This window comes from Vibrio sp. B1ASS3 (genome assembly GCF_905175355.1).
Lineage (GTDB): Bacteria > Pseudomonadota > Gammaproteobacteria > Enterobacterales > Vibrionaceae > Vibrio > Vibrio owensii.
This window is the reverse complement of record NZ_HG992743.1, coordinates 1,889,449-1,914,711: the sequence shown is the minus strand read 5'-3', so window position 1 is coordinate 1,914,711 and position 25,263 is coordinate 1,889,449. Positions and strand designations below refer to the sequence as shown.

The window sequence follows — 25,263 nt, the reverse complement described above, 5'->3', positions numbered from 1 at the left end:
TTTTATAATTGTGTGAATTCACAACGTTTGGCTGAGGAAATCCGATGTTCAAAAACCATAAGGAGAATATCGGTGCTAGGGAGAAAGATTTGAAAACCAAGGTAAAGAAAAAATACGAACGCGCCTACGAATTACTAGCTGAGGCGGCTTACTCAGACCCGTTTGCGTCACTTGGTCCATTCATTGCTGACGGCGAAGGATCGTTACGTGTTTGGATGCCGGGTGCAGACAAAGTTGAATTGGTTATCAGCGGCGAACCTCGAATTGAGCTAGAGCGTGAAGATGAAAGCGGCTTCATCTTAAAAGACAAGCGCGACTTGCATCTAACGCATTACCAACTCGCAGTAGACTGGAATGGTGTAGAACAGCTTATTGACGACCCTTACCAATACCACAACATCTACCAAGAATACGAACACCTACACACACCAAAAGACATGTACCGCTACATGGGTTCACAATTTGTGACCATCGAGCGCGGTGGCGAAAACATCTCAGGCGTTCGTTTCCTTGTTTACGCACCTCATGCATCAGCTATCAGCCTAGTGGGTAGCTTTAACCAGTGGGATGGCCGTCGTCATCCAATGCAACGCCTAGACTATGGTATCTGGGGCCTGTTCATTCCTGGTTTGGAAGAGGGCGTACAATACAAATTTGAACTCAAAGGTCCGAATGGGGAAGGGCTTCCTCATAAACAAGACCCTTGGGGCTTCTACTCAGAGCAATACCCGTCATTTGCATCGATCACATACGATCACAACCGTTACCAATGGCAAGACGCAAAATGGCAAAACCGCCCAGTGACACAAAAGCGTGATGAAGCGCTGTCTTTCTACGAACTGCACGCGGGTTCTTGGAAGCGCAACGAAGAGGGCGACTTCCTAAACTACCGTGAACTGGCCGCTGAATTAGTACCTTACCTTGTAGATATGGGCTACACCCACGTTGAGCTGATGCCAGTTTCCGAACATCCGTTCTTTGGCTCTTGGGGTTACCAACCTGTTGGCTTGTTTGCGCCGACCAGTCGTTACGGCTCTCCGGATGATTTCAAGTTCTTCGTTGATGCATGTCACCAAGCTGGTTTGGGCGTGGTACTGGATTGGGTACCAGCGCACTTCCCATCGGATGATCATGGCTTAGCGAATTTTGATGGTACGCCTCTGTTCCACGATCCAGACCCTCGCCGTGGTTGGCACCAAGATTGGAACTCTTACATCTACGATCTAGGTCGTGAGCATGTGCGCCGTTTCCTAGTGTCTAACGCGCTGTACTGGTTCGAGCAATTCCATATTGATGGAATCCGCGTTGATGCTGTTGCGTCGATGCTTTACCTAGATTACTCACGCAGCCACGATCAGTGGATCCCGAACGCCGATGGTGGCAACGAGAACTACGATGCGATCGCAACACTGAAGTGGATGAACGAAGAAGTGTACAAACACTTCCCGAACGCAATGACCATTGCAGAAGAATCAACCGCATTCCCGGGTGTATCCGCGCCGACCTTTATGGGCGGTTTAGGCTTTGGCTTTAAGTGGAATATGGGTTGGATGCACGACAGTCTTTCTTACATCCAAGAAGATCCTATTCACCGCAAGTACCACCACAATACCATCACGTTCCCGCTTGTTTACGCACACAGCGAGAACTACGTACTGTCGCTATCTCATGATGAAGTGGTGTACGGCAAAGGCTCTATCCATAACAAGATGCCGGGTGATGAATGGCAACAAACGGCGAACTTGCGTGCTTACTTCGGTTACATGTACGGTCAACCGGGTAAGAAGCTAAACTTCATGGGTGCAGAGCTTGGCCAGACAGCAGAATGGAACCACGATGACCAGTTGCAATGGTTCTTATTGGAATTTGGACGTCACCAAGGCGTGCAAGCACTGATTCGTGACTTAAACCACTTGTACCGCAACGAAGCGGCGATGCACGATCAAGATTGTGTGCCTGCTGGCTTTGAATGGCGCCTTCAAGACGAAGCCGATTCGAGCATTCTTGCACATGAACGTATTAGCCAAAACGGCGAGCGTGTATTGGTGATCAGTAACTTCACACCAGTGCCGCATGAGCGTTTCCGTTTAGGTGTTCCAATGGAAGGTAAATACGAGCTTCTGTTGAATACTGATGATGTGAAATACGATGGCAGCGATTTTGAAGTGCTAACCAGCGTAGAAACAGAAGAAGTAGAAAGCGAATCGCTGCCTCAGTCTCTTGAGCTTCGTTTACCGCCACTATCAACTGTATTCTACAAACTGGCAAAGTAAGTTGAGTTCGCAAAACAAACTTAACTAGCCAAAACACACAATCAATACCAAGCCCGCTTTACATTGTAAATCGGGCTTTTTTTAACCAACTTTTGACCTTGTAACCTTGTTGTTCTACCTTGAATCAGGCAATCTTCGCTCCCATTTAATTAAACAGCCACAAATAGAGAATCATCAGTGGCGTATCCCTTACTCTGGCTAGGCAAATAAAGCATGCTGAAAAGACTGAAGTCGTTTCTATTCAAAATTTCATTAGTTTTGTTACTGACTCCTGTGTTGTTGGTAGGTTTCGTCAAGTATGTAAATCCGCCACTGTGGGGATGGAAGATCAGTCGTATGATCTCGCCACCAGAAGGATACCCAGAAACTAGCCAACAAGAGTGGGTGCCACTGTCTGATATTTCAAAAAACATCCAACTAGCAGTAATGGCAACGGAAGATCAGAAGTTTCCTCATCATTATGGAGTGGACTTTGATTCGCTATTTTCTGTTATCTCACAAGCCGGTGAGAACGGACCTTCTCGCGGCGCGAGCACGATTACCCAACAAACTGCAAAGAACGTATTTCTGTTCCCTGCACACTCTTATGTGCGCAAAGCGTACGAGCTTTACTTTGCTTTGTTGATGGAAGCGATGTGGAGTAAAGAACGCATCCTCGAAGTGTATTTAAACGTGGTGGAGTTCGGTCCCGGTATATACGGTATCGAGGCCGCTGCGCAAAACTATTACGGTATTCATGCCAGCCAACTGACTCAATGGCAAGCGGCGAGGTTAGCGGTGGTTCTGCCGAATCCTTACAAGATCAAAGTGTATCCGAACACTAACTACACCCAACACCGCACCAATTGGGCCCTGACCCAGATGCGCAATCTTGGCAGCGTCGAGTTATAAGTTTCTCTTTTCCTCACCTATCCTGTGTCCGTAAATAGAACTACGCCCCAATAAAAGCAAAATGTGAAGCGTCACAAGCTTTAGGGCGTAGCCTTATAGAATGATGTGCTCAGTTTTTCATCCATTTACTATTAGTGTGAATAAAACTACAACACGAATACTGCGCCTATGCGCAACCAATGGATTGAACGATGAAACTGAATCTGATTACGACTACCTTATTGCTTGCATCGGCAAGTGCCATCGCCGAGCCAAACATCACCATTTCTACCACGACCAACAGCCGTGACTTTCCTTTAAGTGCAGAGCAGCCTTTGGTTGTGCCATTAACCAAAGATGGCTATACGCTCAAAATCACGGGTGTTGAAGGCGACTGTGTGGCGCCTGATGGTCAGAAGGTTAAATTCAATAAACCTATCGCGCTGAACTGTGGAAAACCAACAGAACTGCCGTTAAAAATCCGTTTTACTGGCGATTACTCTTTTGCTTTTGATGCGGAAGCGAAAACACTGCGCTTCAAGCGTGAACCTAAGAAAGCCGCGAAGACAGAATTCAAACGCCCAATCCCACAAGTGCAATGTGAGGTTTACCAAGGCGGCGAAGTCACCATTGCGTTAGGTGACAGTTTCCCAGATGGCACCAAGTTGCGTGATGCTTACTCTGGGCAAATGGTCGAAGTAAAAGATCAGCAAGTATCGCTGACACCAAGCAAAGATTCAGGCGGCTTGGTGCTACTAGAGCCAGTGAAGAAAAACAAAGAAGCAGTGCCGTTTGATTATCGCAATGCCAACATTTACTTCGTGATGGTCGACCGTTTCAATAATGCTGATACCAGCAATGACAACAGCTATGGTCGCAAGAAAGACGGTAAAGAAGAGATCGGCACCTTCCACGGTGGTGACCTAAAAGGCGTGATTGAGAAACTGGACTACATCAAGAGCCTAGGTACAGATGCGATTTGGTTATCGCCAATCGTTGAGCAAGTACACGGCTTTGTGGGTGGCGGCGATAGCGGCTCATTCCCATTCTACGCTTACCACGGTTACTGGACGCGTGACTTTACCAAGATTGATGAGAACTTCGGTAACGAAGCTGATCTTAAAAAGCTGGTGGAAGAGGCACACAAACGTGGTCTCAAAGTCTTGATGGATGCTGTAATCAACCACACTGGCTACTCAACGCTAGCCGATTTGCAATTTGACGGTATTGAGGTGTTAAAACCAAACGCTGACCTACCGAAGAAGTGGGGGGATTGGCAACCAAAAGCGGGCGAAAACTGGCATAGCTACCACCAGAATATTGATTACCAGAGTCCAAACTGGGCGAAATGGTGGGGCGGTGACTGGGTAAGAACAGGTCTACCGGGATACCCAGCTCCGGGCAGCAGTGATATCACTATGTCATTGGCGGGTTTGCCAGACTTTATCACTGAATCAGACAAAGCCGTGAAGCCTGCGCAGTGGCTATTGGATAACCCTGGTACTAGTGTAGAGGCGCGTGACAATTACACCGTCTCGGATTACTTGATTGAGTGGCAAACTGATTGGGTGAAACGCTTTGGTATTGATGGTTACCGTGTCGATACGGTGAAGCACGTTGAAGGTGATGTGTGGAAGCGCCTAAAAGAAGAGGCTTCAAGCAGTCTTGAGCAGTGGCGTAAAGAGAACGGTAAGTCAGGTCAGCCATTCTGGATGATGGGGGAAGTATGGGGACATACCGCATATCGCAGCCCTTACTTTGACGATGGCTTTGATGCGTTGATTAACTTCGATATGCAGAAGAAGTTAGACAAAGGCGCGGCGTGTTTCAGCCAAATGGCAGACACCTACCAAAGTTACGCAGATACTATCGCCAATGAGAAAGACTTCAACCCTGTGAGCTACATGTCTTCTCACGATACGGAGTTATTCTTCTCTCGCTTCAAAAATTACGGCATGCAGCGTAACGCCGCGAATGCACTGCTTCTAAGCCCTGGTGCTGTTCAGGTTTACTATGGTGATGAAGTTGGTCGTAACATTGGTCCTTACGCGGACGATTTCCACCAAGGCACACGCTCTGACATGGTATGGAAGCTATCGGATGAGAAGCAAGCGCTGCTCAAACATTGGCAAACCCTTGGTCAGTTCCGTAAAGCGCACTCAGCGATTGGTGCAGGTCAGCATCAAGTGATTCAACAAGAAGGCGCGTACGTGTTCTCTCGTTCGCTTAACAATGACAAAGTCGTTGTAGCGTTTGTGGGGCGTGACAAGTAGTTAGAACTTCGTTTTAAGCCTAGATAGAAAAAGCCCTTCCTTGAGTTCTCAGGGAAGGGCTTTGTTGTTTTTGATGTTTACTTACTATTTCAATAGCTATCTATTTCAATAGTTATTTCTTTAGCTCTTGGTCGATGACTTTCTCAAGCTCCTCGAAAGGTACATAACCCGGAATGACTTGGTCATTAATGATGATCGCTGGTGTGCCTCGTAGACCTAAGCGAGTGAAGTACTCGTAGTTTTTATCCAACAACGCTTTGGTCTCTTTGTCGTCAACAAGCTGTGCTTCTGTGCCGGTCTTCTTAGCGATTTTTTGTAGTGAACTTGCATCATGTGGACCCGGCTTCTTCACCAACAAGTCGTGCACTTCTTTGTACTTGTCATGTTGGTTCTGCCAAACGTTCAATGCGTAACTTGCCGAGTTGTAACCGTTCTTTTCGTACTGTTCTTTGAACGATACAGTCATGTTCAGCACTTTTACCTGTGGGTATTCTTTCTCTACCTTCACCAACTCTCCTTCAAGGCGTTTACAGAAAGGACAGCTGTAATCGGTCACGTTGATGATCGTCAGCTCTGGATTCTCTGCACCGAAGTAAGAGTGCTTGCCGTCATTCAAATACGCGCGTGCTTCATCCAATGTCGCGTTGAAGGTCTTTTGATAAGCGACATAATCTTGCAGATTCTGATGTAGTGCGTCGAGGATCTGCGGGTTTTCTTTCAGCAGTTGAGTAATTTCTTGCAGCTTCTCTTCTGACGTTTTTTCTGCTGCGTGTGAAAATAGCGGAACAAGTGCGATAACCACAGTTAATAGTGTGCGAGTGAATTTCATGATTTTTCCTAAAACTCTTTTTCTTCGCGTTTCTTGTGCGAAGTGATTAAAAATAAAACAATTGATTTGGGGGGTGAATAGCAATCGGGTTTTATTCTCTAAACACACATAGCTTGAGGTGCACCCGATATTTGTCGGGTATCGGTTCAGTATGATGGCGGAAAGCATTGCGCTCGCTGCCACTGATAGACAGCAAGACAAACGCAAATAGGAATAAGGGGACAATGAAGCTGTCGAGATGGTTTTGTGAAACCTGAATCAGTTTTTCAGACAATTCACACTGCTTAGTCAGTCCTTTTTCGCTCTTTTGCTGTTGCCCAGTGGCATGCTCAGTCGTCACTTGATCGCCAATGAGAGGACAAGATTGAAAGAGACCTACATTTTTACTTAAACAGATCACGACAACCCAAGCCACAAGGGCGAGTGTCCATCGAGCGATGTTGGATTGTGATCGAAGCAAAAGGCAAACCCTGAGTAAGTCTCTAAGTAATGACCGCACCACCCTAAATTAAATTGCACAGAAAATTTGTTAGTTTTCGGTCAAGAAATCTTAAATAAGCAACAAATCATGAAGCACGTCGAGAATGTGGCTAATAGCAAACTTGTTCCAAACTTTAACTTGCTTTGTTAATGGATTGAACTTGCTGATTCTCAGATAAATCTACCTTATCTTGGTCATAAATATTTATTATCTTTTAAATGTGATTCAAATCATAAAATAAAACTTCATAACTAAGCAGCATGACTGTTCGGTAAATGGATTGATTTTGATCATCTCTCTAGCACGTCGTTCAGGGGATCATCTATGCGTTCTGTTCCACATATATAGGTGAATTTATGACAAGCCCTGTTCATGCTGAACGCAAGGTGACGATCGGGTGTTACATTGCACTCGCGTTTGCGGTTGTGTTCTTTTCTGGTCTGATGCAATCCAACGAATGGTACGGTGTATTCGACTTTACAACGCTTAATGGCTCTTTCGGTAAAGTGGCTTACGGCGTAACGGAAGGTGCGGATGGCGCGGTACAAGCTGCGACTACCTCTTTCCGCGGTACTGGCGGTAGCGGTGCTCGTGACGGTTTCATTTTCGCACTTACTTTGATTCCAACCGTTATGTTCGCATTAGGTATGATCAACGTACTTGAGCACTACGGTGCACTTGAAGCCGCTCGTAAGCTTCTTACTCCTCTTTTACGTCCTCTAATGGGCATCCCTGGTAACTCTGGTCTGGCTCTGATTGCTTCTCTACAAAGTACCGATGCAGGTGCAGCTATGACGCGTCAGCTAAAAGATGAAGGTCACCTAACTAAGCGTGAAACGGATGTATTTACGATGTTCCAGTTCACTGCAGGTGCAACCATCGTGAACTTCTTCTCATCAGGCGCTGTGCTGTTCACATTGACGATGGCTGACGGCTCTCTAGCGGTAACTTCTTCTATTGGTTTAGCGGTTGTGGTGATGTTCGCATTCAAGATCATCGGTGCGAACCTGTTCCGTATCTACCTAAACATGACGGAAGGTAAAGAAGACAAGCAAGACCAAAACAAATCAGAGAACCTAAAAGAGGAGACGGCATAATGGGTGACGTTAAAGCGAAAAAACCAATGGTGACGGATATCTTCGTCGAAGGTGCTAAGAAAGGTTGGGTGATTGCGACTACCTCTACGGTGCCTAACGTATTGATGGCGTTCGTTATCATCAAAGCGCTGCAAATCACTGGTGCGCTGGATCTGATGGGCACTGTGTTCTCTCCAATCATGGCAGTGTTTGGTCTTCCGGGTGAAGCAGCAGCGGTATTGATCGGGGCTTGGATGTCGATGGGCGGCGCGGTTGGCGTAGTGATTACACTGTTTGACCAAGGTATCCTGAACGGCACGCACATTGCGATTCTTGCGCCTGCTATCTACCTAATGGGCTCTCAAGTTCAGTACATGGGTCGTATCATGGGCCCAATTGGTACTGAAGGTCGTTACATCCCAGTTATGATTGCAATCTCAGTATTGAACGCGTTTGGCGCAATGCTGGTGATGAATCTGTTTGTCTAGGAGTGAGTCATGCAATTCTCTCTAAATGAATACCTAGAAGAGCTACGTCCGCTAATTAATGTGGATTGTGGCACTTACACTACTGATGGTATCGAGTTTATCGCTTCTCAATTTGAAGAGAAGTACCAAGCGATGTCAGATTGGAGCGTAAAACGCATCGACTGTGGCAGAGCGGGCATCGGTCTCGAAGTTCGAAATAAGCCGGAAGCTGAGCAAATCGATGTGATGCTGATTGGTCATATGGATACCGTGTTCCCTGTGGGTACTGCTGAACTTCGTCCAATGTCTCAAGATGCAGAGAAAGCTTACGGTCCAGGCGTCTCGGACATGAAATCGGGTTTGCTGAACATCGTATACGCGATGCGCAACCTAGACCAAGTAGTGTTGGATAAGCTGTCTATCGCTATCTGCATGAACCCAGATGAAGAGACGGGTTCTCTGGACTCTGTGGATTGGATTCAATCAGTAGCAAAAAACGCTAAGAATGTACTGGTTGCAGAAGCAGCACGTGCAGATGGCGGTTTAGTGAAAGCGCGCAAAGGCATGGCTCGCTACAAAATGACCTTTAATGGCGTTGCTGCTCACGCAGGTAACGAGCCAGAAAATGGTCGCAGCGCAATCACTGAGATGGCGAATTGGATTCTCGCAGTCAATGCAATGACCAACTTTGAATCTGGTACTACGCTGAATGTCGGTATTGTTTCTGGCGGTAACGGTGCGAACATCGTCCCGGAACATGCTGAAGCGATCGTGGATGTGCGTTTCTGGAGCAACGAAGAATACGATGATGTCGACAGCAAGCTAAACGGTATGCTGGAAACACCATTTGTTGATGGCGTGAGCATTGAGTTGGTTCGTGAAGCTTATAAGCCTTCTATGGTGCCAAGCTCACAAACAGAAAGCTTAATGACATTAGTTGAAGAAGCGGCAAGTGAACTGGCGATCGACATCAACTGGAAAGAAGTCGGTGGTGGCTCTGATGCAAACAACACGGCGATTCTAGGCGTTCCAACTTTGGATGGTCTAGGACCTATCGGTGCGGGCTTCCACAGCGATCAAGAGTACTTGTTACTTGAGTCTATCGAACCACGTATCAAAATGCTGATGCGTGTACTGGAGAAGATTGCTCAATAAGGCATTCTGCTTCTAAAGCTTGGTTCCCAAAGCTTTTGGTTTCAAAACTTTTTTGTTTCCAAGGTAATAATCTCCGGACTTCGGTTTGGGGATTTTTTTATCTAGCCAATTGGCTTCCTTTCTTCATTATCATTACTCGCTATTAATCCTACGTTCAGGTTCATCGTCTTAATATCTATGCCACAGTCATAAGTTTAGGAGGCACGATGACCACAAGCATGTCTGTAAATTCGGCGTCCGATGACGTCTTAGACCAAACGATGCAAGCGCCAGATGAGAAAACTTTCTGGCGTAAAATGAAAAATTCCGTCAAGAAAGCAGGTGAAGAGATTGCTGTTATGGGCATTAAATCATGGCTCGCGATGGCAGATTCCAATACATCTGTTCGCCACAAGGCTATCTTAGGTGGCGCGTTGGCTTACTTCGTCCTACCAACAGATATGGTGCCAGACGTGTTAGCAGGTGTCGGCTTTACCGATGACATGGCAGCATTGACTCTAGCGGCGAACTCGGTCGGCAATGCCATCACCGATGAGCATGAAGAGCAAGCGAGAGAAAAACTGAGTTCGATGACGGAGTAAGGTTATTATCTATTCTTTAGATTGCAGATAAAACAAAAGCCCCGATGTTTCCATCGGGGCTTTCATTTAGACAGGATAATTGAGTTTGGAAGGGTTTAAGCTTCCGCGCGTTTCAGATGCACTTCTTCTTCGGCGACCCCAGCTTTTGGATCGTTGAAGCGAGTTTCATCCAGTGCGCCTTCCGATTTAGCAACAATGATAGTCACTGCGCTGTCACCGGTGATGTTAACTGCGGTACGAATCATATCAAGTAGACGGTCAACACCCATGATAAGTGCAATGCCTTCTAGCGGCAGACCTACTTGGTTCAATACCATTGCTAGCATTACTAGACCAACACCAGGAACACCTGCGGTACCGATAGACGCCAATGTTGCCGTCATGATAACCATTAGGTAGTCACCCATAGTTAGGTCGATGTTGAATGCCTGTGCGATGAACGCTGTCGCCACACCTTGCATGATCGCCGTGCCGTCCATGTTCACGGTTGCACCTAGCGGTACTGTGAACGATGATACGCGGTTCTCAACACCCATGCGGTGCTTAGCTGTTTCCATTGTCACTGGAATGGTCGCGTTCGATGATGCTGTAGAGAAAGCAAACATGATTGCGTCTTCCATCTTACGTAGGAACGTAATTGGGTTTAGACCAGTGAAGCCTTTTAGCATCAAGCTGTAAGTCACAAGACCGTGCAGCAATAGCGTACCTGCTAGTACAACGAAGTATTCAGCAAGGTTGAAGATTGCGCTTAGACCAAGGCCTGTAAACAGCTTTGCCATTAGGAAGAACACACCGTAAGGTGCTAGGTTCATCAGAATCGCAACCAATTTCATGATTACTTCATTCAGATCAGAGAAGAATGCTGCGATACGCTCGCCTGGCTTACCTGCTGCACTGATCGCGATACCGAATAGGACGGCGAACACGATAACTTGCAGGGTTTTACCTTCTGCCATTGCGCTGATTGGGTTAGTCGGGAACATATCAATGATCACTTGACCCAAAGATGGCGCTTCTGCTGATTTGAATGAACTTGCTGCGGTTAGGTCTGCACCAGCACCCGGCTGGAATAGCGTACCCATGGTTAGAGCAAGTGTGATTGCGATAGCGGTTGTTGCTACGTAGAAAGCAAGGGTTTTACCACCCATGCGACCCAATGTAGATAGGTCTTTTAGAGAGCTGGTACCACAAACTAGCGAAACAAATACTAGCGGTACAACAAGCATTTTTAAGCTGGCAACGAAGATCTGTCCACCAACTTCGAATAATCCATTAACAATGTATGCGTCGACAAATCCGTTGTCGGCAAAAAGTGTGCGAATTGCAAATCCTGTCAAGATACCCGCTACCATACCCAAAATTACGCGGCTGGTGAGCGACATCGGTTTCTTGGTATTCATGAGAACACTCCTTATAGTTATGCACCTTGAGTTCACTTCAAGGCGGCGTGCAGATTAGCAGCGGAGTGCGAAAATACGAAAGAATAATCCTCTGAATGGTCGATAGATGTGAAGTTAGTCACTTTAAAAAATAGAATGTTAACCAAATCTTAACGATTTGACTGGTTGAAAAGTTTGTTGATTAACAAATTTATCGAATTTACAACCGATAGAAATGAATTCTTACATTCTCAAGTGGTAGAAAACTGGATGCATAACGATGATGTAAAAGACGCCAAGTGCATAACTAGGCATCTTTTATTCATTTGCTGATTGCAAAGTTACTTCAGCGACGGGCGAGTCTGTTCGTCGACGGCACGAGCAAAATCTGAAATCTGTTGATAATCTGCGGGTGTCCAAATTGATTTTGAGGTCAATGGCTTAGGTAATGCAGAAAAAGATTTTTCATTGTCGCTTGCTCTAAACTCGACACTCATCCATTGGTCGATTGGTTGTTGATCATCAAAGGTGTTAGACAATGAGAGTTCATGGCTTGCGCCTGGGTAGTTTGGTGTCAAACTCAATGCCATATGATAATCGCGGAATCGCACTACCCACTTATCCGGTAGGCGTCTTGAACTGTCCCACCAATCTCCATCAAGCTGCTGAATTTTCTGTTTAGCGACGCCTTTCGGTTGCGCTTTTAGCTCTTTTAAGGCTTGTTTAAAAGCGGTGTCCATGGCCTGAGAAAAGCCCTTTTGATCGAGGTCGGGATTATCCAACAGGACTTGCTTGGCCAAGTTCGCACCAAGCATGTTGGAGTAGAGGTCTTCGGATGAGAAGGCAGACGCCAGCTCTTTAAAGCCACTCACCGATACCATACCAAACCATTGCGCGATCTCGTGCCATTGAGCAAGACGAAATGCCGTTAGCGCCGCTGCTTGAGCACTGCGGTCGAGCTTCTCTTCTTCACTGAGCTTCTCTTCTTGTTCATACCAACGAATGCGGCGAATACGCAGTTCTTCTGGTAAATCCAGATGCGCCGCGCGTCCGAGATAATGTTGGTTGAGAGTAAACAAATAGTAGGTGTAATCGGCTGTGTCACGAACGTGTGCCGTATCAATAAATCCACCAAGCTCGGTAAAGATTATTCCATTCGCTTCTTCATTTAATCCAAGCAGACTGCCTGGCACCGATTCACTGCCATCGTTATAGTGGTGAGTACCCACTTCGTTGCTGGACAAGACATTCTCAAGGGAGAAGAAAGGAACAGGTACGCTTCCTAGTTGCGCTTTGAGGTCTACACCGAACGCACAGCATGGCCTGACGCCAACCGGTGCTTTCAATTCTTGTGCTTGGACAAACCCACTACAAAGGCTCAGTAGTAATAGTGCTGCTTTCTTCAAACCCTACTCCTAGAATGCTTCATTAATTTGGAAATAAAAACCGGTGCTGTCTTTACCTACCCCTAAATCGACGCGCACGTTAATACGTGCCTTAAAGGCAAATCGATAACCAACCCCGACAGTTGGTAGCCAACTGCTTGCGAATAAGTCGTGATAAGTTGGTGCGATATTGCCTGCACCCAACCAACCCACAACACCATGACGACCAGCAATGGTGTGGCGGATTTCTATTTGTGTGGAGAGTTGATGTTTGTCGCGATATTGTCCTTGGTAGTAGCCACGCATGCGTTGGTCATCACCTAACTGGGCGTAATCAAACCAAGGGGCATCACCAAAAATCGATTGTGAGTAAACTTCCATCGCGATGATGGTACTGTTTGACCATTGTTGGTAGAGACGATAGTTGGCCACGAGGTTGTCGTAGTCTTCATCACTACCTAGTGAATCGCGGTTGGCAATCCATTCAATATCGAGAAACTGCCCTCGCATTGGGTTCGGCTCGAAATCGCGTGTATCGTATTCCATCCCCAGTAACACACCGCTGCTGGTGGCATTGGTAACTTCTGAAGGAAGAATATCGCCATCTACACCGTCTACTTTGTTGAATGATTGCCACTGCCAGCCGAGCTTAGCGTAAGTATTTGGCGCAATCTCTACGGCGATTTTGGGGCTCAGCTGTAACCGTTGGCCTTCGTATTGCACTTTATTACTATCGTTCTCGGCTGCTTGACTGCCGATACCCCAATAGTATCCGGGAGTATGGCTGATCCACGCTTCACCAAGTAGACGTACTTTGTCACCCTTCAAATAGGTGCGGTTGTTTAACCCCAAGCCGTAAGAGCCAGAAGTTGAACCGTAAGATGTGACGGTGACGGTTGAGTACGGGTCGCCTTTCTGCCAGTCATAAGGGGTATACAAGCCCACCGCGGCAACGCCGATGCCAAACCCTTGCTCTGGATTGACGAATGGTCCCGGTAAGATGCCCCAGTCGATCAATTTCGACTCATCCACGGTTTCGCTAGAGCCTAGTTTGGTTAGGATGTCATCCACCAAACTGCTTTCGTCTTGCTGCATAGCAAAAACGTGTGGTGTGCAAAACAGTGCTGCAATTACTAGGGGATAAGAAGCTTTCATCTTCTCTTTACCTTAGAAACGGCGATCGAGAGAGAAGAAGATACTTTGACGGTCGCCAAAGCCAGCTTCGCCCAATAAGTACCAGTCGTCATTAATCTGGTATTGCATGCCGGCAAGGGTGTTCCACTCAGATTCCAAGCGCTGCTTAACGTCAAAGCGACCAGAGAGATTGATACCCGCTTGTTTTAATGTTCCGGATAATTCTTGCTCAACGTTTTGGTACATGGCACCGACCCAGAAACGCAAAGGGACGCCATTTTTATGGAAGTCGTAACCGACTCGTGGAGAGACTACGATGGCATCAATGGCACCATCGATAACATTCAAATTCGTTTGGGTGTAGCTGGCATCAACAAGAGCAAACATTTGATCGTAGCCTCCTGCTAATACGAAGCCACCACCATAGGTGTAACCATCGAGATCTAGACGGAAAGGGAATTCGCCCAACTGCTTGCCAAGCAGGCTGACTTTGACATTGGTTTCTGAATAGCCATCAAGTGTGCCAACTAAGCCATAAACATTTAAGAATGGGAACAACCAAACGTCACCACGAAGTGTCATAACATCGCTGGCTTGTTTTCCCCCGCTGGCTTCCATCTTTAATAGTTTTTCTAAGCCATGTAGTCCACTCAGAGAAATGGAGTCGACGTTGATGCCTTGTTCCATACTCATATAGCTCAGGTTGACGCCAAAGGGTTTTGGTAAGTCATAACCGAGTGCTTCTGCTTTATCTTTCCAGATTGGCAGAGAAATCGAATCAGCGTTTGCCGCACCAGTAAGTAGGCAGGAAACGGCAACGAGCAAGGAGCGTAATTTCATAAGTTACTTCATTAAACGTGACGATCACAACAACACCAGGGGCCTTGTAATAAGGGCATCGACTCTGGAGTTTGTGTCACGGAAAAATCACAGCTTTATCTGGCAGATAAAGCGCCACAGCGTGAGTTAAGAGTGATTCTATTTTGAAATTTTTCTTAGGATCTTAACTTCGGCGAGCGCATCTTACTCCTAAAATTAAAAAAGTAAACTTCAAAGTATACTTTTGATCATTGTGCGCTATACTCTGCGTCCACTTACATGAGGTTGGTGAATCTAGAGCGATGAAACTGTCAGAAAAAAAACGCTTAGCGCTGATTGAAGCGGCTCAACAGGAATTTATTGAGCACGGTTTCAGCTGTGCCAACATGGACAGAGTATGTGAGCGAGCAGGGACGTCAAAGCGCACCTTGTATCGCCATTTTGAAAGCAAGGATGTGCTGTTTATAGAGTCTATTCAAACTGTGCTCGAAACTCAGCGTGCGCGTTTGCAGCTTAAATACACATCAGACATTGATGTCGAAACCCAGCTTAGAACTTATCTGCATGCAAAACTGGACTCCATGTATGAGGACTTCGGCTTGCCATTGGCCAAAATGGTCATCAGTGAATTTATGCGCACACCAGAACTGGCAGAGAACTACTTACATCAACTTCAACGCCAAGATGAGCTGTTGGAGAACTGGTTTACAGAGGCTATTGCGGATAACAAGGTCAAAGCGCTCGACCCAGCAATGATGAGCTGTATGTTGATGTGCTTATTAAAGGGGAACTGCTTGTGGCCACAATTGGTTGCCAATCAAGCTGTGCCTAGTGCCGAGCAGCGCAAGAAAATCGTCGAAGATATTCTCACGCTGTTTTTCGATGGCTACCGTTGCTAGCTTATCCGCCTTATTACCTAAGCCGTGATTAAGTGGTGTAAAGATGAGAGCTGGATGTGGTTCCATGTCCAGTGGCGATTTGCTTGGTTGTGGATTCCGCCTACCCAATAATCTTGTAAGAAAGTTGAGTGTCCATTAAGGCATTCACGACCTTTCTCGTTGATACTCACTTGTTGTTCCCACCAATTCTTATCCAATGAATCAACAGTAAACAGTGGGTTTTCTGCTTGCGCGAGTGGCAGCAGTAATACATAGAACATGACATCGCCAAGTGTAGGGAGTGGATCTTGTTGTTGGTACTTCTGAAACCAATCTTTCACTTTGATTGGCGCGTTTTGTTCGTTCAATATTTGCAAAGCCAAACGTTGTGTGAAGCTTAATCCTGATTCTGAATGTGGCAGTTCTTGAAGGTGTCGTTTCATCACTGCTTTGATGTTCGGCAAGCAATCTAGTTCATGTTGTTCTAATAGATTAACGAGTGGCTGTGGTGTAGGAGCTTGTATGGCCTGCCAGCAGTGTTTACCTTGGCTAAAAAGCTTTGCTGTCACTGGCTTTCTATGCTGCCAACATGAGCGAATCGCTTCAGCAGGAAGTTGCCCGAAGCCAATAAACCGCTCAGTTCCCGGAAACTGATTGAATTCGATGATCTCAATGATCTTGCCTTCGGTTTCCTCTAGCAGAGAGATCCCTCGAAGTAGCATGAATTGATCGTAGGCATCATGTTCGACCCAAAAAACGATACGTTCGTATTGCTGATCGAGCAGGGTATGGATATTGCCTTGCTCAAACTGAGCTACCTCTTGCACCGAGTCTTTTCTCCCCATAACAGGCAGTAATGTGTCCACAACGTATTGTGCTCGAATAGCGACAAATCCTTTTTCATTGCTCGGAATGGGGCCTATGCACAATGGATCAATCATAGGTAAAAAGTCACCTTCGAACCCGCATGTCTTTAGTTGCTGTTGAATATCGTGCCCACAGCGGACATGCAGTGTTGTTAGTTCGGCATCAAGTGGGTTTGCTTGGTTGTTAATGGCGAGCTTGTGACTTTCTAGCTCTTCCACGTGAGCTTTTAACTTGTTCCAACTGGGTAAGCCAAGCTCTCTAGCTAGGGCGTGTTGAACATCTGCAAGCTGGATAGACTCTGGCGTAAGGTTTTCTGGTAGGGAATGAAACAGTCTAACCTGCTCAAGTGCGTTGGCATCATTTTGGCGGATCGCTTTTAGACGCTTTTTCGCTACGGACTTTTGCTGGTTAAGATTAATAGAGAAGCTATTGTGAGATTGCATTTTTCACCTTTCTTATCTCTTCCACACTCGCCTTATTAGAAGTTTAAAAGAAGGTAAAAACAGATTGTTCCTGCTAACGAAAGCAGGGAAGTTGAGTTGCCATGAACCGAGTTCTTTCCGCGAGTGTTGGGTGCTTTAGGCTTGAGCTGTTTCAATGGTATGTAATCGAAATGGGGTTCGCAACTTAGAATCATATAAACAAGCAAAACTGCTTTTGACCATACATTTTTTCATTTCTGTGTCTCGTCCTGAAATGTGTTTACACATTGAGGACTAATTATGACAACTTCAAATACATCCTACATTAAGCGCACTCAGCGTGATTACACATTAGGCTTTAAATTACAGGTCGTTGATGCCGTGGAAAAAGGCGAAATGACCTACAAACAAGCGCAAGCTGTTTATGGTATCCAAGGTCGCTCAACCGTTTTAACTTGGCTAAGAAAACATGGAAAAATGGATTGGACGCATAACCCAAGGAAGAACGCCATGTATAAAACTACAAAGCCGAATGAGTCACCCGCTCAAAAAATTAAACGTCTTGAAAGAGAACTCGAAGACGAGCGGATAAGAAATCTGTTCTTGAATGAAGTCGTCGATATTCTTGACTCTGAGCATGGGACAAACCTGAGAGAAAAGTATCTTGCCAAGGAGCGAGAAGCCTTCAAAAACAGAAAGGACTCAGTTTAGCCAGAGTCTGTCGCTTATGTGGAATATCGAGACAAAGTGTTTACCAAAGAGAGAAACGAACAACTGTGCGGAAAATAGAAATCCAACCAGTAAAGGAAATGGTCCTAGAGTTGCGCCGTTATATGCCTCGAATTGGAACGAGAAAGCTACACTTTTTACTCAAACCAAAGCTGATAAAGGCTGGCATTAAGCCTGTCTCTTATACACAAATCCCCAAGCTTATAGCTTGGGGATTTTTTTTGAACTCTTTAACGTGTGTGCGCTCTGATCACTTAAGAATCCTTACTGAAACACTAAGATGACACACTCAGACGCTAAACTTTGGGCACAAGAACAATTTGGACAAGCACAACTTAAAGACCCTCGAAGAACACAACGCCTCATCAGTTTAGCGACTTCCATTGCTAATCAACCAGGAGTCTCCGTGGCTAAACTTCCTTTTTCTCCCGCCGATATGGAAGGGGCATATCGCTTTATCCGCAATGAAAACATCGATGCAAAAGACATCGCTGAAGCAGGTTTTCAATCAACGGTATCTCGAGCTAACGAGCATGAGGAATTACTCGCGCTTGAAGATACAACAACGCTCTGTTTTCCTCATCGAAGTATAAAAGATGAACTCGGGCACACGAATCAAGGCGACAGAATTCGAGCTCTCCATGTACATTCGACGTTACTTTTTGCACCACAAAGTCAGACCATTGTTGGTCTTATAGAGCAACAACGATGGAGCCGAGATATTACTAAGCGTGGGCAAAAGCACCAACACGCGACTCGTCCTTACGAGGAGAAAGAGAGTTACAAATGGGAGCAAGCTTCTCGCCGTGTCGTTGAGCGCCTAGGGGATAAGATGTTAGATGTTATCTCGGTCTGTGACCGAGAAGCTGACCTATTCGAATACTTAACTTATAAACGTCAACATCAGCAGCGTTTTGTCGTTCGTTCAATGCAAAGCCGCTGTCTAGAAGAGCACGCTCAAAAGCTTTACGACTATGCGCAAGCGTTACCAAGCGTCCAGACAAAAGAGCTTACCATCCCCCAAAAAGGAGGAAGAAAAGCGAGAGATGTAAATCTTGATGTTAAATATGGTCAGGTGACATTAAAGGCTCCAGCAAACAAAAAGGAGCACGCAGGCATACCTGTTTATTATGTTGGTTGCCTTGAGCAAGGGACATCAAAAGACAAGTTAGCATGGCACCTCTTGACGTCGGAGCCAGTAAACAACGCTGAAGACGCCATGAGAATTATCGGTTATTACGAGCGTCGATGGCTGATTGAAGACTTCCATAAAGTCTGGAAAAGTGAAGGTACGGATGTGGAGTCACTAAGACTCCAAAGTAAAGGTAACTTAGAGAGGTTAAGTGTCATCTATGCCTTTGTTGCGACACGTTTATTGGCGTTACGCTTCATTAAAGAGGTTGATGAGCTATCAACAGAAAGTTGTGAAAAGGTCTTGGGCAAAAAAGCTTGGAAGCTGCTGTGGTTGAAACTAGAAAGTAAGACGTTACCTAAAGAAACGCCGGATATGGGCTGGGCGTACAAGAATCTCGCTAAATTAGGCGGTTGGAAAGATACCAAGAGGACGGGCAGAGCTTCAATAAAGGCACTTTGGGAAGGATGGTTTAAACTACAAACCATCCTTGAAGGCTACGAACTCGCAATGTCTCTTGATCACTAGACTTGTGATCAAGAGACAGGGCATTAAGCTGGGTAGAGATGCACTTTTTGACTACTTACGTCATGAAAGGCTTCTTATTCGACCAAAGCGCAGCTATACAAAGACAACCAACAGTCGTCATTGGATGAAAAAGCATCCTAACTTGCTTAAGGAGTTTAAGCCTAGTCGCCCCGAAGAAGCATTAGTTAGTGACATTACTTATGTTCAATCAGACGAAGGCGTCCATTACTTGTCACTCGTGACAGATGCATTTAGCCGTAAAGTTATGGGATATGAATTGAGTAATGAGATGAAAGCAACCGATGTTGTAAAAGCATTACGTATGGCGATAAAAGCTCGCCAATATCGGTGTCCATGTATTCATCATTCAGACCGAGGGCTCCAATATTGCTCAAGCGTCTACCAAACGCTGTTAAAGGTTGGCGATATAAAACCATCAATGACCGATGGATATGACTGTTATCAGAACGCGTTAGCAGAGAGGGTCAACGGGATACTAAAGCAAGAGTTCTTACTTCATAGGAGTCGGAATATCAAAGAGCTCAAACAGCTAGTAAAGCAGTCCGTTAGTATCTATAACAATATGAGGCCGCACCTTAGTCTCGGGATGAGAACCCCAAATGAGGTGCATGAAAAAAGCCAACTGCTGGGGCAGTTGGCTTAGTGTAAAACTGTCAACGTATTTTAGGACGAGACATAGATGTTACTCACTTTTATAACTGTAGTTGTAGTAACCGTAGCCATATCCGTAAGAGTTTGATGCCTTCTTCTCTACTGCGTTCAGAATTACGCCTTTTACCTCTACGCCTGATTGTTCAAATCGGCCTTGGGCAACTTCAATCTCTTTCAATGTCGTCTGGTCAAAACGAGCAACCATCAAGGTTGTACCTGCTAGCGCGCCAACAATACTCGGATCCGTTACCGCAAGTACAGGTGGTGTATCGATAATAACCAAGTCATATTTTTCTGACATCGCTTCGATGAAGTTTTTGAAGCGTGGGTGCATTAGTAGTTCTGACGGGTTTGGTGGTACTTGGCCGCGAGTGACAACATCAAGGTTTTCAATTGATGTTTCTTTGATGATGTCATCGGCGGTTACTTTACCACTAAGGTGATCTGATAGACCGTTGTCCCAACGCAGACCAAAACATTGCTGCAAGTAGCCTTTACGCATATCCGCATCGATAAGTAGCACTTTTTGACCTGTTTTCGCAGCAACAGCCGCAAAGTTGGTAGAAACAAAAGTTTTACCGATAGACGGAGCAGGACCTGAAATCATCAAAATGTTATTTTTCGCTTCCATCATAGCGAAGTGTAAACTTGTGCGGAGGCTACGAAGTGCTTCAATAGAAAGGTCAGCAGGGTTTGCTTCAGCGAGCAAAACAAGTTCTTTATTTGCTTTACCTTTATTGCGTTTCAGTTTACTTGCGAATTCAAGTTGTTGAATAGACTTCGGTACACTTGCGTATACAGGCATACCCATTTGTTCGATCTGGTCAGGTGTTTCTACACCACGATGGAAAGCCGCACGAATAAGCACAAATGCAACACCAACCATACCACCAAGCAAGGTGGCTAATACAACAATAAGCGCCTTCTTCGGTTTAATTGGTTTAGAGAATGACTGAGCACTGTCTAAGATACGTACGTTACCAACGGTACCAGCTTTGATAATGTTCAACTCTTGAACTTTGTTTAGAAGCTGGATGTAAATTTGTTGGTTTACTTCAACGTCACGTGTCATACGAAGTACTTCACGTTGTGTTTTAGGCAGTTTTTGTACTTGTTTGTTTAAGCGTTCTTTCTCTTTTAGAAGTGTTTGACGCTTATCAAGAAGAGACTTATACGCAGGGTGGTCTTGAGTAAAGCGTTGGCTTATTTCACTTTCTTTAAAAGTAAGCTCATTCAATTGCGCTTCTAATTCAACCATTACTTTCAGTGTTGATTGCGCTTCAAGGCCGAGGTCAATAGATTCGTTCTCTTGACGGAATCGGTTCAAGATATCTTCCGAAGCAGTCAGCTTGACTTTGATATCTGGCAGGTGACCCTTTAAAAACTCTAGGCTTTGTTCTGCTTCTGCAGAGTTACGCTGAACGTTCTGTAAGAAGTAATTTTGACTAATATCATTCAAAATAGCTTGGATACGAGCACGATCTTCGCCGGAGAAGCTTAAAGAAATAATTCCAGTTTGCTTGCCTCGTTCACTGATAGACAAGTTTTGTTGAAGCTGGTTGATTGCATCAAGCTTACTGATTTTGCTAACCGTGAAGGTAGCGCCATCTTGGGCAAACATCTCATTTGCCATAAATTGGTAACCGTCTTTGTCGATCAATTCACCAACTTTACCTTCCAGAACCACGCGGCCATCGTCTTGAAGAAGTTTGAACGTTTTTTGTTCTGCATCGATCACTTCTAGCGTGTGTGGGATGCCGACCGCATATGATGGAATGTTAAAGCGCGAAACAGAAAGGCGGTTTTGTTCACCTTGAAGGCGAGCAAGTCCTTTACCAATGAAAGGCAGGTAGTTTGGGGTTACTACGGTGGTTAAGTTGAATTTATCAACGGTATCACCAAGGATCATACGTGACTTGATGATCTCAATTTCGGTCGTTGCAGATGATTCGGCAGAAAACAATTCGCCCATATCACCAACCATTGCCGAAATGCCACCTGAGCTCTTCTTCTCAATTTGAATAAGCGCGTCAGCTTTGTATATGGGTGTCGATAGAATGGCAACACCGACACCTACAACAGAGAATAGGAAGACGGTACATAATAGAAACCACTTGGCATCAAGGATGATCCCAAATAGCTTCCCCAAATCGATTTCATCGTCGACTTGACGTGATTGCTTAATAGTTTGTGTTGTCATTACATTAACTTCTTAAATACCTTGCCATAGGCGTTTGAAAATGAGCCTTTCGGCTTATAGTTTTTTAGTCCAAGCTTGTGCCGCTTCATCTATGAGAGCATAAGCGTGGTCGAATGCTTCTTTGCTCTGGCGATATGGATCGGGTATGTTCTTTCCAATCCACTGGCCAAACAACATTGTTTTGCCGCGAGCTTCTGGAGCAATCTTGGTTAAGGCTTCTTGGTGGCCTTTCTCCATGACTAAAATCAGATCATATTGTGCACATAACTCAGGGGTTAACTGCTGAGCGCAATGCCCTTCTAAACTTATTCCGTGTTCAAGTGCAACTTTAGTTGCCATTTCATCAGCAGACTTGCCAGTTAAGTGGCTTTTTTCTACGGCAATACCAGCAGATGCCACCTTTTTATTTGGTAAAAGAGACTGCAAAAGTCGCTCTCCTGTTGGTGAACGACAGATATTACCTACGCAAACCACTAAAATGTTAGAAAACAAATTCTTTTCCTTTCTAAGTGAACAAATGTTACGAATAACGTTTGCTGCTTAAAAATTGATGTTTTTAGAGGGAGTTAAGTTACTCCCTCTAGACATATTCGGTTTAAGGCCAGTTGCGGATACGCAGTGCGCCTTCCGTCAATTCGTTGAAGCCAGAAATTGTTGGTACTAACTGTGCAATAACGCGGTTCCAACGGCTAATTGGTGCTGCTGTGACATAAACGATATCGTAAGGGTTTAAGTCAAACTCGGTACCAATCACAAGTGCAGAGGCATCTGACACATCGAGCTGGTAGATATCAGCCATCTTAGATTCTTCTTTTGAACGACGGATGACAAAAACGCCCGTTGCGTCAGCTGAGATTTGGCTGATGCCTCCGACGTTACTTAACGCCTCTGTTAGGCTCATACCCGCACGGTCGATCTTGAGTAGCTTTGGATCGTTAACTTCACCCATTACGAATACTTTTTGTGCGTCATTACGCGGCACGTGAACAATATCGCCTGACTGAAGTAGACGGTTTTGAGTGAGATCGCCTTGTTGCATTAATGCATAAAGAGAAACGTCCTGAACTTCACCGCCACGCGTTAATGTTGCGTTGCGCCAATCTGCATCTTGCGCCAGACCGCCTGCACGGTTAACCGCATCAAGAAGGGTCAGTGGGATGTTCGTGATGGCTTGTTGTCCTGGTTTGTTCACTTCACCAGTTACATAGGTTTTCTTTGAACGAAAAGCCGCGACGCTCACATCAACTTGTGGGCTTTCAATATACTTAGCTAGGCGCTTTGCAATGTCCGTTCGAATTTGACGAACGTTTTTACCTTCAACTTCTACAATACCGATGTACGGATAAAAGATGGTGCCATCTGCATGAACCCAGTTACCAGCTTCGGCAGAGCTACGGTAAGAACCAGCCGGGATAGTAAGCTCTGGATGATCCCAAATAGTAATGTTCAGAATGTCACCAGGACCAACGACGTACTCGTACTTAGCAATCTCGATGTCGAGCTCTGGGTTAGGTTTAGAAAATGGTTCTGCTGCATTTAAAGAACTGACGCGATCTAACGTTAGGGGATAAACCGTGACTTGAGACTCAATGTCCGTTGCTTTGGTAGTCATTACCGTTTTGTCACTTGTGGAGAGGTGGCTGCCAGGTACGGTACACCCAGCTAGAACGATTGGAAGAAACGTAATCCCCAAAACTTTGTTAAATGTATTCATTGGTTTCTAGCTACCGAAAGAAAATTTGCCGACTGAAATTGGTTCACTTTTTGTATGACGTGAGTGCGTCTATAAATTGCGCTTCTCTCATCGTCTTTAGCCTTTATAAAACGATTCCATTCAGTATTATTTATGTAATAAAAGCTCCAAAAACGCACTTGACGATTCAGAGTCCTCATTTTTATTTATGAAGGTTGAAAATCTGACCATCAAAAAATAGACAACTATTATCCATCTTGTTGCAATGAAGGCAACCAGAACCTTAAAAATACTGACAAATACCTGACAAAAATGGGGCTATCTCAAGTTAATAGCGAAAATGCGCCATTTTGCACATGAAAACAGCTATTAATGTGAAAAAACTCATACCAAAGTTTTATGCATCCTATTTACACTATATGCAACTGCCGTTATGCTTTCCGATGCGGTCGGATATAACAAAAAATATTGGAGCTAATTTTGAAAATCAAACTTTTAACGGCAAGTGTGGCGGCGGTGCTACTGGCTGGCTGTGGCAGTGACAGCGACCCTGTAGTGAAAACCTATGCAGTTCAGGCTTACGATCCAGCAGTAATTGGTATGAAGGTTGAAGCGGTATGTGGTGGTGAGACTTATGAAGCGATTGAGCTTACTACAAACTACAAAGGCATGGTTGGTCAAGCGCGCTTTGAAAACCTTGCTGTTGTAGACTCACCAGATCAATGTGAGTTTGTATTGACTCATACGGATTCAAGTCGTGATGCATCAAACGGTAAGCCAATCACCACTGACTATGCGATTCCACAAGGTCTTGCGCAGGCAGATGGTTTAGTTACGGGCTCTCCGTTTACAACACTTATTGCAGGTTCTCTAGGTGAAGGTGAAATTTACTCAGCTGACGTAGCTGAGAAGGTTTTTTCTGATCTAGGTATCGATATCAACGCAATCGGTGTTTCTGTTGATGAGCTTCTACTGAATACTGAACAAGTGGTTCAGGATCTACAGGAGCAAGGCGATGATGGCGCATCGGCTATCGCTACACAGCTAATCGCAACAGCAAACGTTGTTTCAGATGTTATTAAGGCGAACCCAGACGCATCACCTGAGGCAGTTTCTGTAGCAGCTAAAGCAATCACTGAAGAAGTTATTGCTGCAAACCCGGCTTACCCGCTAAGCGAAACTGGTGATGTGATTTACGTAGAGATCCCAGCAGAAGATACACAAAAGGTTGTTGAAGAAGTTAAGGACGCGATTGAAGCAGGTACACCTGTTGAAGATATCAAACCTGACGTACCAACTATCCCTGATCCTGAAGTAGGTGAACCTATCGAACCTGAAGATCCACCGGGTGGTGGCACAGGCGGTACTGGCGGTAACTAATCGCTAGGAACAAATTGATACTAAAGGCCTCATTCGAGGC

Annotated in this window: 20 protein-coding genes and 2 pseudogenes; 12 read left to right on the top strand and 10 right to left on the bottom strand. The window is 45.3% G+C overall.

Annotation, left to right across the window (positions count from 1 at the left end; all coding sequences use genetic code 11):
* The first annotated feature begins 44 nt into the window (after nt 1-44).
* From glgB to KJB05_RS26820, 3 genes are all read left to right on the top strand, one after another.
* Nucleotides 45-2,273 carry a 1,4-alpha-glucan branching protein GlgB gene (glgB, locus tag KJB05_RS26830; protein ID WP_054822348.1) on the top strand — a complete coding sequence of 743 codons (2,229 nt, stop codon included), beginning with the start codon at nt 45-47 and terminating at the stop codon, nt 2,271-2,273.
* A gap of 213 nt (nt 2,274-2,486) precedes the next feature.
* Nucleotides 2,487-3,164: a monofunctional biosynthetic peptidoglycan transglycosylase gene (mtgA, locus tag KJB05_RS26825; protein ID WP_208445842.1), complete on the top strand. Its 678-nt coding sequence runs from the start codon at nt 2,487-2,489 to the stop codon at nt 3,162-3,164.
* Between the two features lie 191 nt (nt 3,165-3,355).
* On the top strand, nt 3,356-5,416 hold the full coding sequence (locus KJB05_RS26820) for an alpha-amylase (RefSeq protein ID WP_208445841.1): 2,061 nt from the start codon (nt 3,356-3,358) through the stop codon (nt 5,414-5,416).
* 112 nt (nt 5,417-5,528) lie between these two features.
* Here KJB05_RS26820 and KJB05_RS26815 read toward each other — a convergent pair whose 3' ends face one another.
* Nucleotides 5,529-6,245, bottom strand: coding sequence for a DsbA family protein (locus KJB05_RS26815; RefSeq protein ID WP_005447441.1), 717 nt, complete (start codon nt 6,243-6,245; stop codon nt 5,529-5,531).
* Nucleotides 6,246-6,336: 91 nt separating this feature from the next.
* Nucleotides 6,337-6,660, bottom strand: coding sequence for a hypothetical protein (locus tag KJB05_RS26810; protein WP_005447443.1), 324 nt, complete (start codon nt 6,658-6,660; stop codon nt 6,337-6,339).
* Nucleotides 6,661-7,082: 422 nt separating this feature from the next.
* Between KJB05_RS26810 and KJB05_RS26805 the strand changes: the two genes are divergently transcribed.
* The 4 genes from KJB05_RS26805 (at nt 7,083) to KJB05_RS26790 (ending at nt 10,005) form a co-directional block, all read left to right on the top strand.
* Nucleotides 7,083-7,823, top strand: coding sequence for a nucleoside recognition domain-containing protein (locus KJB05_RS26805; RefSeq protein WP_005437881.1), 741 nt, complete (start codon nt 7,083-7,085; stop codon nt 7,821-7,823).
* A complete protein-coding gene (locus tag KJB05_RS26800) occupies nt 7,823-8,290 on the top strand; it encodes a YjiG family protein (RefSeq protein ID WP_005374849.1) in 468 nt (155 codons plus the stop codon). The genes KJB05_RS26805 and KJB05_RS26800 overlap by 1 nt, the downstream gene beginning before the upstream one ends.
* A gap of 9 nt (nt 8,291-8,299) precedes the next feature.
* Complete coding sequence (locus KJB05_RS26795; protein WP_208445840.1) at nt 8,300-9,424, top strand: M20 family metallopeptidase; 1,125 nt, start codon at nt 8,300-8,302, stop codon at nt 9,422-9,424.
* A 206-nt stretch (nt 9,425-9,630) separates the two neighbouring features.
* Nucleotides 9,631-10,005: a YkvA family protein gene (locus KJB05_RS26790; RefSeq protein WP_009698021.1), complete on the top strand. Its 375-nt coding sequence runs from the start codon at nt 9,631-9,633 to the stop codon at nt 10,003-10,005.
* Between the two features lie 95 nt (nt 10,006-10,100).
* Here KJB05_RS26790 and KJB05_RS26785 read toward each other — a convergent pair whose 3' ends face one another.
* From KJB05_RS26785 to KJB05_RS26770, 4 genes are all read right to left on the bottom strand, one after another.
* The gene (locus KJB05_RS26785; RefSeq protein ID WP_005437888.1) at nt 10,101-11,405 is read right to left on the bottom strand and encodes a dicarboxylate/amino acid:cation symporter; all 1,305 of its coding nucleotides are present in this window, start codon (nt 11,403-11,405) and stop codon (nt 10,101-10,103) included.
* A gap of 320 nt (nt 11,406-11,725) precedes the next feature.
* The gene (locus tag KJB05_RS26780; RefSeq protein ID WP_208445839.1) at nt 11,726-12,790 is read right to left on the bottom strand and encodes a DUF4056 domain-containing protein; all 1,065 of its coding nucleotides are present in this window, start codon (nt 12,788-12,790) and stop codon (nt 11,726-11,728) included.
* Between the two features lie 9 nt (nt 12,791-12,799).
* Entirely contained in the window at nt 12,800-13,924 is a 1,125-nt protein-coding gene (locus KJB05_RS26775) for a BamA/TamA family outer membrane protein (RefSeq protein ID WP_208445838.1), read from the bottom strand.
* Between the two features lie 12 nt (nt 13,925-13,936).
* The gene (locus tag KJB05_RS26770) at nt 13,937-14,743 is read right to left on the bottom strand and encodes a TonB-dependent receptor (RefSeq protein ID WP_199481891.1); all 807 of its coding nucleotides are present in this window, start codon (nt 14,741-14,743) and stop codon (nt 13,937-13,939) included.
* Between the two features lie 281 nt (nt 14,744-15,024).
* On the opposite strand from KJB05_RS26770, the gene KJB05_RS26765 reads away from it, so the two are divergent.
* The gene (locus KJB05_RS26765; RefSeq protein WP_009706494.1) at nt 15,025-15,621 is read left to right on the top strand and encodes a TetR/AcrR family transcriptional regulator; all 597 of its coding nucleotides are present in this window, start codon (nt 15,025-15,027) and stop codon (nt 15,619-15,621) included.
* 17 nt (nt 15,622-15,638) lie between these two features.
* On the opposite strand, the gene KJB05_RS26760 is transcribed toward KJB05_RS26765, so the two are convergent.
* Nucleotides 15,639-16,910: a DUF1835 domain-containing protein gene (locus tag KJB05_RS26760; RefSeq protein WP_208445837.1), complete on the bottom strand. Its 1,272-nt coding sequence runs from the start codon at nt 16,908-16,910 to the stop codon at nt 15,639-15,641.
* A gap of 279 nt (nt 16,911-17,189) precedes the next feature.
* Between KJB05_RS26760 and KJB05_RS26755 the strand changes: the two are divergent.
* The 3 genes and pseudogenes from KJB05_RS26755 to KJB05_RS26745 form a co-directional block, all read left to right on the top strand.
* Nucleotides 17,190-17,791, top strand: a pseudogene (locus KJB05_RS26755) (IS3 family transposase); the annotation flags it as partial.
* A 107-nt stretch (nt 17,792-17,898) separates the two neighbouring features.
* Nucleotides 17,899-19,278: an IS4 family transposase gene (locus KJB05_RS26750; protein WP_213053097.1), complete on the top strand. Its 1,380-nt coding sequence runs from the start codon at nt 17,899-17,901 to the stop codon at nt 19,276-19,278.
* Nucleotides 19,279-19,297: 19 nt separating this feature from the next.
* A pseudogene (locus KJB05_RS26745) lies at nt 19,298-19,942 on the top strand (IS3 family transposase); the annotation flags it as partial.
* 39 nt (nt 19,943-19,981) lie between these two features.
* Here the strand turns inward: KJB05_RS26745 and KJB05_RS26740 are convergent.
* The 3 genes from KJB05_RS26740 to KJB05_RS26730 all read right to left on the bottom strand — a co-directional run bounded on the left by KJB05_RS26740 (nt 19,982) and on the right by KJB05_RS26730 (nt 23,864).
* A complete protein-coding gene (locus KJB05_RS26740; RefSeq protein ID WP_208446413.1) occupies nt 19,982-22,150 on the bottom strand; it encodes a polysaccharide biosynthesis tyrosine autokinase in 2,169 nt (722 codons plus the stop codon).
* A gap of 54 nt (nt 22,151-22,204) precedes the next feature.
* Nucleotides 22,205-22,642 (bottom strand): phosphotyrosine protein phosphatase, encoded by a 438-nt coding sequence (locus tag KJB05_RS26735; RefSeq protein WP_045414366.1) that lies wholly within the window; start codon nt 22,640-22,642, stop codon nt 22,205-22,207.
* Nucleotides 22,643-22,745: 103 nt separating this feature from the next.
* On the bottom strand, nt 22,746-23,864 hold the full coding sequence (locus KJB05_RS26730; RefSeq protein WP_208446414.1) for a polysaccharide export protein: 1,119 nt from the start codon (nt 23,862-23,864) through the stop codon (nt 22,746-22,748).
* A gap of 459 nt (nt 23,865-24,323) precedes the next feature.
* Here KJB05_RS26730 and KJB05_RS26725 point away from each other — a divergent pair, with 459 nt between their 5' ends.
* Nucleotides 24,324-25,223, top strand: coding sequence for a hypothetical protein (locus KJB05_RS26725; RefSeq protein ID WP_208446415.1), 900 nt, complete (start codon nt 24,324-24,326; stop codon nt 25,221-25,223).
* The last annotated feature ends 40 nt before the right edge of the window (nt 25,224-25,263 follow it).

Bases quoted from the DNA above. Each gene is read 5' to 3' on its own strand.
- glgB (WP_054822348.1), top strand. From the start codon at position 45: ATGTTCAAAAACCATAAGGAGAATATCGGTGCTAGGGAGAAAGATTTG.
- mtgA (WP_208445842.1), top strand. From the start codon at position 2,487: ATGCTGAAAAGACTGAAGTCGTTTCTATTCAAAATTTCATTAGTTTTG.
- KJB05_RS26820 (WP_208445841.1), top strand. From the start codon at position 3,356: ATGAAACTGAATCTGATTACGACTACCTTATTGCTTGCATCGGCAAGT.
- KJB05_RS26815 (WP_005447441.1), bottom strand. From the start codon at position 6,245: ATGAAATTCACTCGCACACTATTAACTGTGGTTATCGCACTTGTTCCG.
- KJB05_RS26805 (WP_005437881.1), top strand. From the start codon at position 7,083: ATGACAAGCCCTGTTCATGCTGAACGCAAGGTGACGATCGGGTGTTAC.
- KJB05_RS26800 (WP_005374849.1), top strand. From the start codon at position 7,823: ATGGGTGACGTTAAAGCGAAAAAACCAATGGTGACGGATATCTTCGTC.
- KJB05_RS26795 (WP_208445840.1), top strand. From the start codon at position 8,300: ATGCAATTCTCTCTAAATGAATACCTAGAAGAGCTACGTCCGCTAATT.
- KJB05_RS26790 (WP_009698021.1), top strand. From the start codon at position 9,631: ATGACCACAAGCATGTCTGTAAATTCGGCGTCCGATGACGTCTTAGAC.
- KJB05_RS26785 (WP_005437888.1), bottom strand. From the start codon at position 11,405: ATGAATACCAAGAAACCGATGTCGCTCACCAGCCGCGTAATTTTGGGT.
- KJB05_RS26775 (WP_208445838.1), bottom strand. From the start codon at position 13,924: ATGAAAGCTTCTTATCCCCTAGTAATTGCAGCACTGTTTTGCACACCA.
- KJB05_RS26770 (WP_199481891.1), bottom strand. From the start codon at position 14,743: ATGAAATTACGCTCCTTGCTCGTTGCCGTTTCCTGCCTACTTACTGGT.
- KJB05_RS26765 (WP_009706494.1), top strand. From the start codon at position 15,025: ATGAAACTGTCAGAAAAAAAACGCTTAGCGCTGATTGAAGCGGCTCAA.
- KJB05_RS26760 (WP_208445837.1), bottom strand. From the start codon at position 16,910: ATGCAATCTCACAATAGCTTCTCTATTAATCTTAACCAGCAAAAGTCC.
- KJB05_RS26750 (WP_213053097.1), top strand. From the start codon at position 17,899: ATGACACACTCAGACGCTAAACTTTGGGCACAAGAACAATTTGGACAA.
- KJB05_RS26740 (WP_208446413.1), bottom strand. From the start codon at position 22,150: ATGACAACACAAACTATTAAGCAATCACGTCAAGTCGACGATGAAATC.
- KJB05_RS26730 (WP_208446414.1), bottom strand. From the start codon at position 23,864: ATGAATACATTTAACAAAGTTTTGGGGATTACGTTTCTTCCAATCGTT.